At 66.6% G+C, this 16,899-nt stretch carries 11 protein-coding genes and 2 pseudogenes; 9 read left to right on the forward strand and 4 right to left on the reverse strand.

Annotated elements, in window-relative coordinates:
• The 3 genes and pseudogenes from dapD to map form a co-directional block, all read right to left on the reverse strand.
• Positions 1-831 (reverse strand): annotated as a pseudogene (dapD, locus tag INQ40_RS08975) (2,3,4,5-tetrahydropyridine-2,6-dicarboxylate N-succinyltransferase); the annotation flags it as partial.
• Between the two features lie 32 nt (positions 832-863).
• Positions 864-3,479 (reverse strand): [protein-PII] uridylyltransferase, encoded by a 2,616-nt coding sequence (gene glnD, locus INQ40_RS08980; RefSeq protein ID WP_194342497.1) that lies wholly within the window; start codon positions 3,477-3,479, stop codon positions 864-866.
• Between the two features lie 38 nt (positions 3,480-3,517).
• On the reverse strand, positions 3,518-4,294 hold the full coding sequence (gene map / locus INQ40_RS08985; RefSeq protein ID WP_194340171.1) for a type I methionyl aminopeptidase: 777 nt from the start codon (positions 4,292-4,294) through the stop codon (positions 3,518-3,520).
• 427 nt (positions 4,295-4,721) lie between these two features.
• On the opposite strand from map, the pseudogene rpsB reads away from it, so the two are divergent.
• Positions 4,722-5,492 (forward strand): annotated as a pseudogene (rpsB, locus tag INQ40_RS08990) (30S ribosomal protein S2); the annotation flags it as partial.
• Positions 5,493-5,782: 290 nt separating this feature from the next.
• On the forward strand, positions 5,783-6,652 hold the full coding sequence (gene tsf, locus INQ40_RS08995) for a translation elongation factor Ts (RefSeq protein ID WP_194340173.1): 870 nt from the start codon (positions 5,783-5,785) through the stop codon (positions 6,650-6,652).
• Positions 6,653-6,801: 149 nt separating this feature from the next.
• On the opposite strand, the gene INQ40_RS09000 is transcribed toward tsf, so the two are convergent.
• A complete protein-coding gene (locus tag INQ40_RS09000) occupies positions 6,802-9,906 on the reverse strand; it encodes a TonB-dependent receptor (RefSeq protein WP_194340174.1) in 3,105 nt (1,034 codons plus the stop codon).
• A gap of 234 nt (positions 9,907-10,140) precedes the next feature.
• Here INQ40_RS09000 and pyrH point away from each other — a divergent pair, with 234 nt between their 5' ends.
• The 7 genes from pyrH (at position 10,141) to rseP (ending at position 16,801) form a co-directional block, all read left to right on the forward strand.
• On the forward strand, positions 10,141-10,866 hold the full coding sequence (gene pyrH / locus INQ40_RS09005) for a UMP kinase (protein WP_194340175.1): 726 nt from the start codon (positions 10,141-10,143) through the stop codon (positions 10,864-10,866).
• Positions 10,867-10,898: 32 nt separating this feature from the next.
• On the forward strand, positions 10,899-11,810 hold the full coding sequence (locus INQ40_RS09010) for a cation diffusion facilitator family transporter (protein WP_194340176.1): 912 nt from the start codon (positions 10,899-10,901) through the stop codon (positions 11,808-11,810).
• A gap of 116 nt (positions 11,811-11,926) precedes the next feature.
• Positions 11,927-12,484, forward strand: coding sequence for a ribosome recycling factor (gene frr, locus INQ40_RS09015; RefSeq protein WP_193983917.1), 558 nt, complete (start codon positions 11,927-11,929; stop codon positions 12,482-12,484).
• 20 nt (positions 12,485-12,504) lie between these two features.
• On the forward strand, positions 12,505-13,263 hold the full coding sequence (gene uppS, locus INQ40_RS09020) for a polyprenyl diphosphate synthase (RefSeq protein WP_194340177.1): 759 nt from the start codon (positions 12,505-12,507) through the stop codon (positions 13,261-13,263).
• Positions 13,260-14,123 (forward strand): phosphatidate cytidylyltransferase, encoded by an 864-nt coding sequence (locus tag INQ40_RS09025; protein ID WP_194340178.1) that lies wholly within the window; start codon positions 13,260-13,262, stop codon positions 14,121-14,123. Before uppS ends, INQ40_RS09025 begins: the two co-directional genes overlap by 4 nt.
• Positions 14,123-15,352: a 1-deoxy-D-xylulose-5-phosphate reductoisomerase gene (locus INQ40_RS09030; protein WP_194340179.1), complete on the forward strand. Its 1,230-nt coding sequence runs from the start codon at positions 14,123-14,125 to the stop codon at positions 15,350-15,352. The genes INQ40_RS09025 and INQ40_RS09030 overlap by 1 nt, the downstream gene beginning before the upstream one ends.
• Positions 15,353-15,382: 30 nt before the next feature.
• On the forward strand, positions 15,383-16,801 hold the full coding sequence (gene rseP / locus INQ40_RS09035) for an RIP metalloprotease RseP (protein WP_194340180.1): 1,419 nt from the start codon (positions 15,383-15,385) through the stop codon (positions 16,799-16,801).
• Positions 16,802-16,899: the final 98 nt, after the last annotated feature.

Here is a 16,899-nt window from a genome sequence, read left to right on the forward strand (position 1 = left end):
TCAGTCGGCGAGTCCGCGAAGCAGCTCGTTGATGCTGGTCTTGGACCGCGTCCGCTCGTCCACCTGCTTGACGATCACCGCGCAGTACAGCGAGTGGGATCCATCCGCGGCCGGCAGCTGGCCGGAGACCACGACGCTGTAGGGCGGCACGCTGCCGTAGCTGACCTCGCCGGTGGCGCGGTTGTAGACGCGGGTGCTCTGGCCCAGAAACACGCCCATGCCAATCACGCTGTGATGGCCGACCACGAAACCCTCGACCACCTCCGAGCGCGCGCCGATGAAGCAGTGGTCCTCGATGATGGTCGGCGTCGCCTGCAGCGGTTCCAGCACGCCGCCGATACCGGCGCCGCCGGACAGGTGACAGTGCTTGCCGATCTGCGCGCAGGAACCCACTGTCGCCCAGGTATCCACCATCGTGCCTTCGCCGACGTACGCACCGATGTTGACGAAGCTGGGCATCAGCACCACGTCGCGGCCGATATGGGCGCCGCGACGGACGATCGCGCCGGGCACAACGCGTGCGCCGACATCCCGGAACGCGGCCTCGTCAAAATCGCCGAAACGCGCCGGAATCTTGTCCCAGAACGGCGCCGGCCGGGCGCCGATGACCCCCATTTCCTGGGTGCGGAAATACAGCAGCACCGCCTTCTTCAGCCATGCGTTGACCTTCCAGCCATCGCTGCCGTCGGGCTCCGCCACGCGCAGTTCGCCCGACTCGATGCCGGCAATGGCGCGCTCGACCATCGGGGCGACGGTGCCGGCGAGTTCGTCCGCGGCAAGGGTCTCGCGACGCTCAAAGGCGTCTTCGATCACGGCCCGAAGCTCGTCGGTGCTGGCGGGGTTGCGGGCGGTGTTGCTGGGGGTCACAAGGGTTCTCCTTCAAGACAGGCAAGCAGCGCGGTGCTCAATGCCTGTTGGCGGTCCGCGTCCAATGGCTGGCTGTGGCCGTGGGCATCGGTAGCGGTGATCTGGAAGACGTCCTCGGCGCGCGCGCCGAAGGTAGCAATGCGCGCATCGTGGACGCGCATGTGCTGCTGGCGCAGGATCTGCGCGACATCGGCGAGCAGCCCGGGGCGGTCGGTGCACACCAGGCTGAGCGTGGTCCGCCCGTCGCCGGCGTCGTCGAAACCGATCTTCGGCGCGATGCGGAAGTGTCGCAGGTGCCGCGGCTGGGTGCGCCTGGCCGGGCGGATGTCATCCAGCGGGCCGTCCAGCGCGAGTGACAGGCGCTCGGCGACATCAGCGGCGACCGGTGCCCGACGCGCGTCGCCGGGGATGACTTCAAACGTGTCGAAAATGGTGCCGTTGGGGCCGTCCAGCACCCGTGCCTGCTGGATTTCCAGCCCGCAGCGGTCGAGCACCGCAACGATCGCGGCGAACAGGCCGTCGCGGTCCATCGAGTGCACGAACACTTCCAGTGCGCCGGTATCGGCGGCCACCGGACGCACCCGCACCTTCGTCCTTCCCGGTTCCAGCCGGTGCAGCGCGCCCGCCTGCCAGGCCAGTTGATACGGACGACCGCGCTGGAAGCCGGCCTCCGGCATGCGCGCGAACAGCTCGGCAATCGTCGCCTCGTCCATGCCCTGGGCGGCCAGCAGACCTTCCACCGCCTGGCGCGTCTCGGCGATGTGCTCGGTGACTGCCACCGGGTTTTCCAGCCCGCGCCGCAGCGCCAGCCGCGTCGCGGTGTAGAGGTCGGCCATCAGCCGGTTCTTCCACGCATTCCACAGCTTGGGCGAGGTGCCGGCGATGTCCGCGCAGGTCAGCAGGTAGAGATGGTCGAGCCGCTCGCGATCTCCAACCACGGTGGCGAAGCGGTGGATCACGTCCGGATCGGCAATGTCCTGCTTCTGCGCGGTGATCGACATCAGCAGGTGCTTGCGCACCAGCCATTCCACCAGCGCGGTGTCCGCCTCACCCAGACCAACGGTGCTGCAGAAGACGCGCGCATCGTCGGCGCCCAGCTCGGAATGGTTGCCGCCGCGGCCCTTGGCGATGTCGTGGAACAGCCCGGCGAGCAGCAGCAACTCGGGCTTGCGCAGGCGCGGCCAGACCTCGTGCGCCAGTGCAAAGCGCTCGCTGGACTCGGGATTGGCGAAGGACGCGATGTTTTTCAGCACCGCCAGCGTGTGCTGATCGACGGTATAGACGTGGAAGAGGTCGAACTGCATCCGCCCGGACACTTTCAGGAACGCGGGGATCCAGCGTCCCAGGACGCCCAAGCGGGCCATGCGGGTCAGCGTGCGGACCGGCTGCTCGCCGCGCAGCAGGCGCAGGAATCGCTGGTGCAATTCGGGACCGGCGCTGGCGAAGTCGGGGAAGCTGGGCAGCGCTTCGGCCAGTACCCGCGCGGTGTGCGAGTGCAATCCGCTGAGCTCGCCGCGCGCCGCCCAGGTCGCGAACAGCGCGAAGACCTCGCCAGGATCACGCGGCCAGTCCGGATCGCGCGCGGCCAGGTAGCCACGGCGCAACTCGAAAAGCGCATCCAGCGGTTCCGGCTCGGCCTCGCCTTCGAGTTGCTCTTCAAACCGCTGCAGCAACCGCTCACCGATGCGCAGCACTAGCGAGGCGTTGCGGTAGAAGCCCTGCATCATCTGCTCGACGGCCAGCGTTCCGCCGACGTCCTCGAAGCCCAGCCGGGTGGCGAGCAGCTTCTGGTAATCGAAGCGCAGGCGCTCTTCGCGCTTGCCGGCGACCAGGTGCAGCCCGTACCGGAGACGGGCTAGCCCCCGGCGCTCACGCTCCAGCGTCGCGACCTCGTCGGCGCCCATCTGGCCAAACGCCACCAGCGACTCCATGTCCGCGGTGCCGATGATGCGCAGCGCCATCCAGTTGAGGGTCTGCACGTCGCGCAAACCGCCGGGGCCTTCCTTCAGGTTGGGCTCGAGGTTGTCGGCGGTATCGTCAAAGCGCGCGTGGCGCTCGCGCAGTTCCAGCCGTTTGGCCTCGAAGAACTGCTGCGGCGGCCAGACCAGCCGCGGCGACACCGCCGCCTGCAACTCGCGCCGCTCGTGCTCGTTGGCCATCAGCGGCCGCGCTTCCAGCAAGGCGGTCAGGACGGTGATGTCCTCGATGGAGGCTTGGGTGCATTGCTCCAGCGAGCGCACCGCGTGGCCGACCGGCAGGCCGCAGTCCCACAACAGCGCGAACAGGCGCGCCAGGTCCTCGGCGCGGGTCTGCGACTCGTCAGCTTCCGCCAGCACCAGCAGGTCGATGTCGGACTGTGGATACAGCTCGCCGCGACCGTAGCCACCAACCGCGAACAGGGCCAGCTCCGCGCCCGGCGGGATGCAGCGCTGCCAGGCGGCCTGGACCACGGCGTCGACCTCGGCGGCGCGCTCGGCCAGCAGGCGGTCGATCTCGGCATCCGCGTCAAAACGGCTGGCGAATCCGGCATCGGCGCGCGCCAGATGTCCGCGCGCCTGCGCCGCCCAGTCGGCATCCTGGCGGACGTCGGCGCGGTCCGGATCCTCCGTCACCCCCGGGAGCGAGACGTTGCGCCCGGGGCCAGCCGGTTTCATAGGTCGTTGTCGTCACCCGGCAAGCGGGTGAGGATCTCGACCCCGTCGTCGGTGACCACCACGGTGTGTTCCCACTGGGCGGACAGCGATCGGTCCTTGGTCACCACCGTCCAGCCATCCGGCAGGACGCGGGTGTGGCGCTTGCCGGCGTTGATCATCGGCTCGATGGTGAACGTCATCCCCGGCTTCAGGACCAGGCCCTCGCCGGCATTGCCGTAGTGCAGCACCTGCGGCTCGTCGTGGTAGACCTTGCCGATGCCGTGGCCGCAGTACTCGCGCACCACGCTGAAACGCTCGCCCTCCGCGTACTGCTGGATCGCGTGGCCCACGTCCCCCAGCGTCGCGCCGGGCCGAACCGCTCGGATGCCGCGGAACATCGCCTCGCGGGTCACCTCCACCAGCCGCTTGGCCAACACCGACGGCGTGCCGGCGTAGTACATGCGGCTCGTGTCGCCATGCCAGCCATCCTTGATCACGGTGACGTCGATATTGACGATGTCGCCGTCCTTGAGGACCTTCGATTCGGCCGGGATGCCGTGGCAGATGACGTTGTTGACCGAAGTGCACACGGTCTTGGGGAAGCCCTTGTAGCCCACGTTGGCAGGGATTGCGCCCTGGACGTTGATGATGTGGTCGTGGCAGATGCGGTCGAGTTCCTCCGTGGTCACGCCGGGCTTCACATGCGGGGCGACGACCTGGAGCACTTCGGCGGCCAGACGGCCGGCGATGCGCATCTTCTCGATTTCTGCGGCGGTTTTGAGGTTGACAGTCATCCGTCCATTATCGCCGATTTGTTCCGGCGCGGCCGACACGACCTTGCAAGTGCTGCGCGCTGACGTAACGAGCCCAGGTGCCGCGGGACGGCCCGGCTTCGAGCAGCGCAGGCTGCCTGAGCCGCAACCGTATCAGGGCGCGCTGCCCGGTCACCGACATCTCGCCCGCTGATTGCCAGCCCCCCGTCCTGGCGCTACACTCTTCCGGCTGCGTGGCTTTTGCCGCGCTCCGTCCACGCCGGACGACACCGGCGAATACACACCCGCTGCCAAAGCCCGTGCCGGGGTGCTTCAAGGCCACAAGCCGCGAAGTTCGGTCACGGAAGCAGCGGGGAAGAACAACCCCGGAATCCGCGCATCGGCCCCGAGCCGGTGCAGCCGCCCCAACCTTATTGGCGGCTGGATTCCCCTATCGGAGTTTCATCCCATGCCACAGATCACCATGCGCCAGATGCTGGAAGCCGGCGTCCACTTCGGCCACCAGACCCGCTACTGGAACCCCAAGATGGGTCCCTACATCTTCGGTGCGCGCGGCAAGATCCACATCATCAACCTGGAGAAGACCGTCCCGTTGTTCAACGACGCGATGAACTTCATCTCCAGCATTGCGCAGAAGCGCGGCATCGTCCTGTTCCTGGGCACCAAGCGCAGCGCGCGCGAGTCGATCAAGGAAGAAGCCGAGCGTTGCGGCATGCCTTACATGAACCAGCGTTGGCTGGGCGGCACCCTGACCAACTTCGCCACGGTGAAGAAGTCGGTCGGTCGCCTCAAGGAGCTGGAGTCCTTCGAGACCGACGGCACGTTCGAGAAGCTGGTCAAGCACGAAGTGCTGAACCTGCAGCGCGAGCGCGACAAGAAGCTGGCCTCGCTGGGCGGCATCAAGGAAATGAACCGCCTGCCCGACGCGATCTTCGTGATCGACATCGGCCATGAGGACATCGCGATCAAGGAAGCCAAGAAGCTCGGCATTCCGGTCATCGCCGTGGTCGACACCAACTACGACCCGACCCTGGTCGATTACGCGATCCCGGGCAACGACGACGCGATCCGCGCCGTGCAGCTGTACGCCCGCGCCGCCGCCGACGCGGTGCTGGAAGGCAAGGCCGCCGCGCCGTCCGCCGCCAGCGTTCGCGAGGAAGACTTCGCCGACGCCGAGGGTGACGCCGGCAAGGCGCCGCGCCGCGCGCCGGCCAAGAAGGCCGCCAAGACTGAAGAGCCCGTCGTGGCCGACCAGTCCAACCCGGTGGTCGCTCCGGTCAAGGGCACGGCCGATGAGACCGTCACCGACGCCGATGACGTCACCGCCGAGCAGGTCAAGAAGGCCGCCGAGGCAGCAGCCAAGGCCGAGTAAGCCACGAGTCGCGCCGCTGCCCGGCGTGGCGGCGCGTCCTTTTCATGCACGAACGGCGCGGACGCACTGCCGCCTTACCGGCTGCAGTGCGACCCGCAGTATCGCTCGCGCACCCCCGAACATCCGAGGTATTCCCCATGGCAGAAATCACCGCATCCCAGGTCAAGGAGCTGCGCGAGCGCACCGGCGCCGGCATGATGGAGTGCAAGAAAGCACTCGTGGCCAACGACGGCGACGTGCAGACGGCAGCCGAGTGGCTGCGCAAGCAGGGCCTGGCCAAGGCTGACAAGAAGGCCGACCGCGTCGCCGCCGAAGGCCGCGTTGTCGCCGCCCAGGCGGACGGCAAGGCCGTGTTGGTCGAGATCAACTCCGAGACCGACTTTGTCGCCAAAGACGACAACTTCCTCAACTTCACCGACGCCGTCGCCCAGGCCGCACTGCACGCTGCCGACATCGACGCGCTGAAGAGCACCAAGCTGGCCTCCGGCGATACCGTCGAAGAAGCCCGCGCCGCGATCGTCGCCAAGGTCGGCGAGAACCTGCAGGTTCGCCGTATGGCCCGCATCGACAGCGCCAACACCGTCGCCGCGTACGTCCACGGTGGCCGGATCGGCGTCCTGGTCGAGATCAAGGGCGGCGACGCCGACCTCGCCCGCGGCCTGGCGATGCACGTTGCCGCCATGAACCCGCCGTACATCTCGCCGGCGCATGTGCCTGCCGAGTTCATCGCCAAGGAGAAGGAAATCGCCCTGGCCCAGGTCAAGGACACCGGCAAGCCGGCCGAGATCCTGGAGAAGATGATCGCCGGCAAGCTGGCCAAGACCGTCAACGAACTGTGCCTGACGGGCCAGCCGTACGTGCTGGACACCAACCAAAGCGTTGAGCAGGTGCTCAAGGCCGCCGGCGCTGAAGTCGTCAGCTTTGCCCGCCTCGCGGTCGGTGAAGGCATCGAGAAGCAGGCCGATGATTTCGCGTCCGAAGTGATGAAGCAGGCCGGCCTGGCGTAACGCCCGACCCGCTGTAAATAGAAAAAGCCGCGGAGCGATCCGCGGCTTTTTTTTGTTGCATTGAAAACGGTGACGCCAGTCGAAATGGGCTCCGAAAGGAAGACCGCCGCCCTACAATGGGCGGCGTTCTTCCCAGTTCCAGTTTCTACCTAGAAATCATACCGGGCAGTGAAGCGGATCTGCCGCGGCGAGGTGAAGTTGATCTCCTGGCCGTAGAACTCATCGCGGGTGTTGCGATCCCTTGCGTACCGCGAATAGTACGAGGTCGGAACCTGCTGGTTGAAGACATTCATCACGTCGGCCTGCAGGGTGAGGTTGTCATTCGCCCAAGCCGGCTTGTAGGCCACATTCAAGTTGAACGTGTAGGTCCACGGCGTGTTGCCGTGTGATCCGCGTGGCGAGTAGGCGTAATCCGCCGACGGAGGGGTGTAGCCAGGCGTACCGGGGGCCGTACCGCTGCCAGGAAGACCGCAGTAGTAATAATAAGAACCGTTGTAGAGGCCCGGATCAGCAGACGGATAATAACTGGTGCAGTTACGCGGACGCCCGGAACTCACGATGCCGGTAACGCCCATGCGCCATTCCGGCGTGAACTGGTAATAACCGAATCCCTTCAGCTGGTGGGCCCGGTGGTTTGGCAGGTAACCGTTGGCGCCGACCATGAGCTGCGGCAGATCCCAGTCCTGCGTCTGACCGACATCCTCCTGCCCACCCGCACCGGTGTCGAGGTCGGAAGCAAGCTGACCTTCGGTGTTGCCCCAGTTCTTGGAGAAGGTGTACTCCAACTTGCCGTACCAGTTATTGCTGAAGCGGTGCTCGCCGTAGAAGTCAATGGCGTAGTACTTGCGCTTCAGGTCCGGGAAACCGAGCTCTTCCTTGGAGTAGTAGACATCCTTGAAAGAACCATCCGCCTGCTCTTCCTGGAAGGTGTTGCCAACGCCAGGGTTGAACAGGAAGCAGGAACCGCCGAGCGCGGGGGCACAGGTATCATCAATTGCGCTGCGCAATTCGCGATAGGTACCCTTTACACCCCAGTTGTAGGTCGAGTTCAACTCCTGCTGCATGCCAAGGATGTATTCGTCCTGGTAATGGGACTTCATGTTCTTGGCCGCAACGGTACGCGGATCCGGCGACTCACCGCACTCAAGGTTCGAGGAGATGGCCGTGCTGCTTCCCGGGCAGGTATAACCCAGGCTGGCATCGACCGGCACGTTCACCAGGCCGGTTGGTGCGCCGGTACGCGGATCGGTGCCCGTGTAGGTGAAGTATTCCTGGGTGTACAGCGAGCCGGCCGCACCGCGAACCGATACGTTGTTGGGCAGCGCCAGATGGTAGCGGCCCGCATTGGCGAAGAGCTTCAGTGACGAGTCGCCATTGACGTCCCAGCTTGCGCCGAAACGAGGGGCGAGCTGATGGCGCTGGCTCACATACGCGATGCCGTCACCGTTGTAGTTGGTGAACTGCTCGTTGCGCAGCCCCAGCGAGAGCAGCACGTTATCACTCACCTGCCAGCGGTCTTCGATGTACTGCGCGGTCTGCTCGACCTCCACGTCGGCCAGCTGGGTGTAGTACTGCTTGCGAGCGAAATACCCCTTGTCGGAGCCGGGAACGCCCAGGCCCGAGCCTCCGGCTGAAGCCGGGCTCCCAACGCCATGCGAGGGGTCGATCGGCGCGTTCTTGTTGGCCGTCTGCTGGAATACCCAGACGTAGCCACCGGCGTACTCGCTGCCGAGAACTGAGTGGGCGGTACTGTCGTCGTAGCCGACCCGCAGCGAATGCGCCCCGATCCCGAAACGACCGCCCTTGGTCTCGTCAAACGCCCCGGCCAGCTCGTTGTTCGCGGCAAACTGGCAAGTGGGGTTATAGACGATGCCGGGCATCTGGTTGTTCGGCGAGGTGTTTCCAGACAGACGTGGGCAGGATGCATCGTAGCCCCACGGATTATCCGAATGCTCGATCTTCTGCGTGCCGTACATCAGGCTGAGCGTCAAGGCATCCGTCAGATAGCCGGTGTACTTGCCGATGTAGAGATCACTTTCATCGGAGCGATTGGAACCGCCAGCCTGGATGTCGTTGTGCCTGAAGTCGTCATAGCTGAAGCCGGTCAGCTTGCTGTGGTAATCCTCCTGGTCGTGGACGGCGGTGAACTCGAGGATATGGTCGTCGTTGATGTTCCAGTCGACCTTGCCCATCCAGCGCGGCATCCGATATTTGTAGTCGGAGTAACCGCTGGCGGAATTGGGGTTGGTAATGGCGGAACCGACGCCGTTGCCCTGCTGCTTGTTCACTTCACCGGAGGCATAGAAGAAAAGCCGGTCCTGGACGATCGGGCCGCCCACATAAGCACCCAGCGTCGACGTCCATGACTCGTTCTGGTCACGGTAGGCATACAACTTGCCGTCGGTGGCGGGGAAAACGCCCGTATTGGGATACAGCTGGTCGCGCGGCGAGGCGCGCAGCGACTTCGGCGCCCAGGTCATGATGCCGCCGGCGCGCCACTCATTGGTGCCGCGCTTGGTGGTCAGGTTGATGACGCCGCCGGTGGAGCGGCCGAATTCCGCCCCATAGCCGCCGGTCAGCACCTGCATCTGGTCAATGCCATCAAATGGCAGAGTGGTGAATCCGATGCTGGTCAGCGGATTGGTGACCGCATAACCGTTGATGTAATAGGCGTTCTCGGAGGATGCGCTTCCGCCAAAGCTGGGCGCCCCGTAGCTCGTGTTGTTGACGACGCTTGGTGCCAGCAACGCCACGCCAGCGACGCTGCGCGGGACCGGCAGTTTTTCAAGCTCTTCGGCGAAGAACACCGTGCGGGTATCCACGGATGAAACGTCAACCGCCGCAATATTGGTGGCCGTGACGGTCACTCCCTGCAGCGTGGTTGCGCCCGCCGAGGCGCCCGAGGAGAAGGAGACTTCCGTACCGCCGGCGATGCTGACCACGACATTTTCGCGTGACGACACGGTTGCGCCGTTGTCGACCAGCTTGACTTCGTAGCGGCCCGTCGGCAGCGAAGCGGCGCGGTAGCGGCCGCTGCTGTCCACCGGAATGGTGCGCTCAAAACCCGTGTCGACATTGCGGACGACGACGGTAGCGCCTGGAGCCGCCGGGGCGACGCCGAAGATCGCGCCGGTCACGTTGGACTGGGCGTGGACACCTGAAACGAAGCACAGGCCGAGTGCGACCGTTAACGCGCTGCGGCGCAAGGTGCGTTGTATGGATGGTTTAAACAAATTGGCTACTCCCTCAGACATTGGCAACGGATGGCCCGTGCGGGCAGCCCGACTATGGATGGCTAAACGAACCCTTAACAAGGCATTAATCGCGCGCCTTGGCATGAAGTGTGATGCTCGTCACATATTTTTATCGTTTTCCGCTCGATCCCGTGGAACCCGCGGATTCAATCCTGCGCGCCGCTGCCGCAGCGGGCTCCCACCGCCCCCATCCCGTACAATTGCCCGCGCTTGCCCATCCGTACGAGGTCACCCATGTCCCAGCTCGCCTATCGCCGCATCCTGTTGAAGCTGTCCGGCGAGGCGTTGATGGGGAACGAGGACTACGGGATCGATCCGCTGGTGATCCATCGGCTGGCGCGCGAGGTCATGGAAGCCCAGGCGGCCGGGGCCGAGGTCGCGCTCGTGATCGGTGGTGGCAACATCTTCCGGGGTGCCGGCCTGGCCGCGGGCGGCATGGACCGGGTCACCGGCGACCAGATGGGCATGCTGGCCACCGTGATCAACGCGCTCGCCATGCAGGACGCGCTGGAGAAGCTCGGCGCCAAGGCGCGGGTGATGAGCGCGATCAAGATCAACGACGTGTGCGAGGACTACATCCGCCGCCGCGCAATCCGCCATCTGGAGAAGGGCAGGCTGGTGATCTTCGCCGCGGGCGTGGGTGCGCCGTTCTTCACCACCGACTCCGGCGCTGCCTTGCGGGCGATCGAGATCGGCGCGGACCTCCTGCTGAAAGCGACCAAGGTCGATGGCGTTTACGACAGGGACCCCAACAAGCATTCCGACGCGGTGCGCTACGACCGGCTGACCTACGACGACGTGATCCGCCGCAACCTGCAGGTGATGGACACCGCCGCGTTCGCGCTCGCCCGCGACAGCGACCTGCCGCTGCGTATCTTTGACATGAGCCAGCCCGGCGAGCTGCTGAAGATCCTGCACGGCGAGGACATCGGCACGCTGGTCCAAGGCCGGAGCGAATAGTCGCACCTGCCATGGCGTGGCACGATTGAGCCATGCACAGCGCACCCCACCAGCACGCCCCGCCGCACGCGACCCGCGCCTTCGCGGTCGTCACCCTGGCCAACCTGGCCTACACGATCATCGAGGCCGGTTACGGCTTCCACACCAACTCGCTGGCGCTGCTGTCGGACGCGCTGCACAACCTGGGCGACGTGTTCGGCCTGGGTCTGGCCTGGGGCGCGGCCGTGCTGGCGCGGCGACCGCCGACGGAGCGTCATACCTTCGGCTGGCGACGCGCCACCCTGCTCTCGCCGCTGGCGAACGCGGTCCTTCTGGTCGGATTCTCCGGCGCACTGGCGTGGGAGGCGATCCGCCGCTTCGGCGCGCCCCCGTCCATCCCCGGCCTGTCGATCATGGCCGTCGCGGCCGTCGGCATCCTGGTGAACCTGGGCGGCGCGTGGTTGATGCGCGACGGTCACGAGCACGACCTCAACCGGCGCGGCGCGTTCCTGCATCTGCTCGCCGATGCCGCCATTTCGGTAGCCGCAGTGGCCGCCGGCGCAGGCATCTGGTGGCTGGGCTGGAACTGGCTGGATCCGGTGATCTCGCTGCTGGTCAGCGTGGTGGTCGCCCTGACCGCGTTCGGGCTGCTGCGTGAGAGCTTCAACGCCGCGATGGATGCGGTGCCGCGTACGGTCGACCAGGCGGCGGTGGCGGCGTTCATCACCAGCCAGCCCGGCGTCACCGACGTCCACCACCTGCACATCTGGTCGCTGGGCACCGGCGAGATCGCGATGACCGCGCACGTGGTCCGCCCCATCGACGCGCAGGACCACGACGAGTTCCTCGACCGCCTGCACCGCAAGCTGGACGAGCGCTTCGGCATCAACCACCCCACCCTGCAGATCGAACACGGCATCTCCTGCCAGCACGACGAGCACGACCGCGCCCCGCACTCGCATTGACGGCAATGCCACCGGCGGCGCGGCCTGCGCGGCGCGCGGCGGGGCGATCGCAGGAGGGCCGGCCGCCGCCGGGGTTCGCTATACTTCGCCGATTACCGCAAAGACCGGAACCGGCGATGTTGAATGAGATCACGAAAGACGCCCAAGCGCGCATGCACAAAAGTATCGAGTCGCTGCGCCAGGCGATGACCAAGGTGCGCACCGGCCGTGCCTCCACGTCCCTGGTCGACCACCTGAAGGTGAACTATTACGGCTCGGAGATGCCGCTGTCGCAGGTGGCGAGCATCGCCGTCAATGACGCGCGCTCACTGACCATCACGCCGTGGGAGAAGCCGATGGTGGCCGCGGTCGAGAAGGCGATTATCAACTCCGACCTAGGCCTGACCCCCAACACCGCCGGCACGGTGATCCGGATCAACCTGCCGGCGCTGACCGAGGAACGCCGCCGCGACCTGGCCAAGATGGTCAACGGCGAGGGCGAGGACGCCAAGGTGGCGATCCGCAACATCCGCCGCGACGCCAACCAGCAGGTCAAGGAGCTGCTGAAGGAAAAGGAGGCCAGCGAGGACGACGCGCGCCGGGTCGAGGACGAGATCCAGAAGATCACCGACGCCGCGATCAAGGACGTCGACGAGGTGGTGAAGGCCAAGGAACAGGAGCTGATGTCGGTTTGACGGCCCGGCCCTCCGCCACCATGGCCTCCTCCGCAACATCCAGCCCTGCCATCCCGCGCCATCTGGCCATCATCATGGATGGCAACGGCCGCTGGGCGGAGCGCCGCCACCGGCCACGCATCGTCGGCCACCGGGCCGGCGCCCGCGCGGTCAACCTGTGCATCGATTTCTGCATCCTCAAGGGTATCCAGGCGCTGACGCTGTTCGCGTTTTCCAGCGAGAACTGGGGACGGCCGGAGGGCGAGGTCGGCGCGCTGATGAAGCTGTTCATGAACGCCCTGGAACGCGAGGTCGACGAACTCGACCGCCGCGACGTGCGCATCCGCTTCATCGGTGAGCGCGAGCGCTTCAGTCCTGCGATCGTCGCGCGGATGCAGGCGGCCGAGCTGCAGACCGCCGCCAACGACGGCCTGCAGCTGTCGATCGCGGCGAGCTACGGCGGACGCTGGGACATCACCCAGGCCGCCCGCGCGCTGGCCGCCGACGTCGCCGCCGGCCGAATGCGACCGGAGGACATCGACGAGGAGGCACTGACCCGGCGCCTGACCCTGGCCGACCTGCCGGCACCGGACCTGTTCATCCGTACCGGCGGGGAGATGCGGATCAGCAATTTCCTTCTCTGGCACCTGGCCTACACCGAACTGTGGTTCACCGAGGCGCTGTGGCCGGAACTGGACGCCGCGACACTGCAGGGTGCGCTTGACCACTATGCATCCCGTGAGCGTCGCTTCGGGCTTACCGGGGCGCAGCTCGCCCCCCTCCAAGAGAGCACCGAATGACCCGTATCCGCCTGATCGCCGCGCTGGTGATGGCGCCGGCCGCCATCGCCGCGATCCTGTTGCTCCCCACCGCCTGGCTGGTGACGCTGGCCGCGGTCGTGTTCCTGCTGGGCCTGTGGGAATGGTTCGACCTGGCCGACATCGACGAGACGCTGGCCAAGACGGTCCTGCTGCTCGCCCACCTTGCGTTGATGGTGGCGCTGGTGTGGGCCTCGCGGTCCGCTTCGGGGTTCAGTTTTGCACTGTTTGAACTGGCGACCCTGGTCGGGGTGATCTGGTGGCTGCTGGCGCTGGTCTGGCTGGGCCGGTACGGGTTTGCCAGTGACCACACCACCTATGCACGGGTGTTCAAGCTCGCCGCCGGCGCGCTAGCGATCATCCCGGCGTGGTGCGCGCTGGGCTGGCTGCACGCCAGCGACGCCAGTGCCAGCGTGGTGGCCTGGATCCCCAAAGGCCATTTCTGGCTGCTGACGGCGCTGATGATGGTCTGGGCAGCGGACAGCGGCGCGTACTTCGTCGGGCGCCGCTTCGGCCGGCACAAGCTGTCGCCGCGCATCAGTCCCAACAAGACCATCGAAGGCCTGATCGGCGGGCTCGTCGCCGGCGTGGCGATGGCGCTGGCCGTCTCGCTGGTGGCCGGCGCCGATCGCAGCCAGTTGCCCGCGATCGCGCTGGTCGCGGCCGTGGCGACTTTGTTTTCAGTCGCCGGAGACCTGTTCGAGAGCCTGCTCAAGCGCCACGCCGGAGTGAAGGACTCGGGCACGCTGATTCCTGGCCACGGCGGCGTCCTCGACCGTCTCGACGGGGTGCTCGCTGCCCTGCCCGCGTTTGCCCTGGGCAAGGGCCTGATGGGATTCTGATGGACACGGTTGCCTCCTCCGCGGACTTCATCCGCCACGACGTCGCGGTACTGGGCGCGACCGGGTCCATCGGCGGCTCGGCGCTGGACGTCATCGCGCGGCACCCCCAACGCCTGCGGGCGACCGTGCTCGGCGCCGGACGCAACGTCGACGCGCTGATCGAGCTGTGCCGCGTGCACCGCCCGCTGCACGCGGTGATCAACGACGCGGACGGCTTTACCGCGCTGCGCGACGGGCTGGCGTCAGCCGGACTTCACACACGCGCCCACGCCGGCGCCGAGGCGGTCAGCGCGCTGGCCGCGGGGGACGATTGCGACACCGTCGTCGCTGCCATCGTCGGCGCTGCCGGTCTGCCCTCCACATTGGCGGCGGCGCGCGCCGGCAAGCGCCTGCTGCTGGCGAACAAGGAATCCCTGGTCCTTGCCGGCGAGTTGCTGATGGCTGCCGCGCACGATGGCGGCGCCACGATCGTGCCGATCGACAGCGAGCACAACGCTATTTTCCAGTGCCTGCCCGCACCGGACCGGCTGGCCGCGGGTCAGGCCAGCGCCGGTCTCGCACGGATCATCCTCACCGCCTCCGGTGGCCCGTTCCGGGGCCGCTCCCGCGCGTCGCTGGCCGACGTGTCGGTCGAGGAAGCGGTCAAGCATCCCAAATGGTCGATGGGTCCGAAGATCTCGGTCGATTCGGCGACGTTGATGAACAAGGGGCTGGAGGTGATCGAGGCGTATCACCTGTTCGGCCTGTCTGGGAAACGGATCGATGTGCTCGTGCACCCGCAGAGCCTGGTCCACTCGATGGTCGAATTCATCGATGGCTCCACGCTGGCCCAGCTCGGGCTGCCGGATATGCGCACGGCGCTGGCGGTGGGCCTGGGTTGGCCCGACCGGGTCGAATCCGGGGTGTCGGGGCTGGACCTGCTGGCGCAGGGCGGTCGGCTGGACTTTGAAAAGCCCGACCTGGAGGCGTTCCCGTGCCTCCAGCTGGCCTATGATGCCCTCGCTGCCGGCGGCACCGCGCCTGCGGTACTGAACGCGGCCAACGAGGTTGCGGTGGCCGCGTTCCTCGAGCGTCGCATCGGCTTCCTCTCCATTGCGGCGCTGGTCGCCGACACGCTTGCCGCCCTGCCCGCCGGTCCGGCCGACTCGCTGGAAGCGCTTGAGGACATCGATCAACACGCCCGCCGCCAGGCCATTCAGGGGCTGGCCGCCCACCGGATGCCAGCATGAGCGCCGTGATCCCGGTGTTGGTGTCGATCCATGGCTGAGCTGATCGGTTCCGTGTGGTGGTTGCTGGTCAGCCTCGGGCTGCTGGTGACCTTTCACGAATTTGGCCACTACTGGGTCGCCCGCCGCTGCGGGGTCAAGGTGCTGCGCTTCTCGGTGGGCTTTGGCAAACCGCTGTTCATGCGCCGCGGCAAGGACGGCACCGAGTACGTGGTCGCGGCCATCCCGCTGGGCGGCTACGTCAAGATGCTCGATGAGCGCGCGCTGATCGAGGACATGCCGGCAGCCGACGGCGCTGGCGGAGCCGGCGGCGATCCGGGCGCGACATTGACCGAAGCCGAGCGCGCCGGCGCCTTCAACCGCCAGTCGGTGTGGAAGCGGATCGCGATCGTCATTGCCGGCCCCATCGCCAACCTGCTGCTGTGCGTGCTGCTGCTGTGGGCGATGTTCGTCATCGGCCGCCCCGACTACGCGCCCGTGCTCGGCCAGGCCACCGGTATTGCCGCAGATGCCGGGCTGCAACGGGGCGACACCATCACCGCCGTCGGCGATCGGCAGACGCCCACCTGGAGCGAGGTCCAGATGGCGCTGATTCCATCGGCACTGGATCGCAGCGACGTCCAACTGCAGGTGCTGGACGCGAATGGCAACGCAGGCACCCGGCGCCTGCCGCTTTCGCGCCTGCCGGAAGACTTTGACGAGCGCCGCGCGGTGGATGCGATCGGCCTGGTGCCGCGCCATTACTCCCTGCCTGCGGTGGTCGGCCAGGTGGCTCCGGATACGGCCGGCTGGGGCGTTCTGGCAGAAGGCGACCGCATCAGCGCCATCGACGGGCAACCGGTGCGGGAGTGGGCCGACCTTGGCCCGTTGGTACAGGCGCTGGGCGAGCGCGGTGGCCGCGGCATGGTCGAGGTGATCCGCGACGACGAGCGCCTCGCGCTCGAGTTGGAGCCCACCCGGATGACGCCGGAAGACGGGGAGCCCTACTGGGCGATCGGGATTTCGCCGGCACGGCCGCAGCTGCCGCCGATGGACGCGGAACTGCGTTACGGGCCCATCGCCGCGGTGCCCGCCGCACTGGCGGAAACCGCGCATCAGGCCGGCCAGTTGTTCTCGATGATCGGCCGCGCTTTCAGTGGCCGGGTCGAGGTGCGCAACACCGTTGCCGGCCCCATCACGATCGCCCGTGCCGCCAACGCCTATGCCGGCCAGGGCGCCGCCTGGTTCCTGTCGCTGCTGGCGCTGCTGTCGCTGAGCCTTGGCATACTGAACCTCCTGCCAATCCCGCTCTTGGACGGCGGACACCTGCTGTATTACCTTATCGAGTTGGTCAAAGGCAGCCCGGTGAGCGAGCGCACGATGGCCTATGGCCAATACATCGGCCTGATGCTCATCGCCGCGCTCATGGGCCTGGCGTTCTACAACGACATCGTGAACAACCTGCTGCACTGATGCCGCCTGCCCTGCGTTCCACCGCTGCCACCTGTTTACCCTTTTCCGCCGCCGCCTCGGGCACTTGCCCGGGCGAGTGCGGCAAGCTCCCCAACCGG

It is taken from the genome of Lysobacter sp. H21R4, assembly GCF_015277535.1.
In the GTDB taxonomy this organism is placed as follows: domain Bacteria; phylum Pseudomonadota; class Gammaproteobacteria; order Xanthomonadales; family Xanthomonadaceae; genus Novilysobacter; species Novilysobacter ciconiae.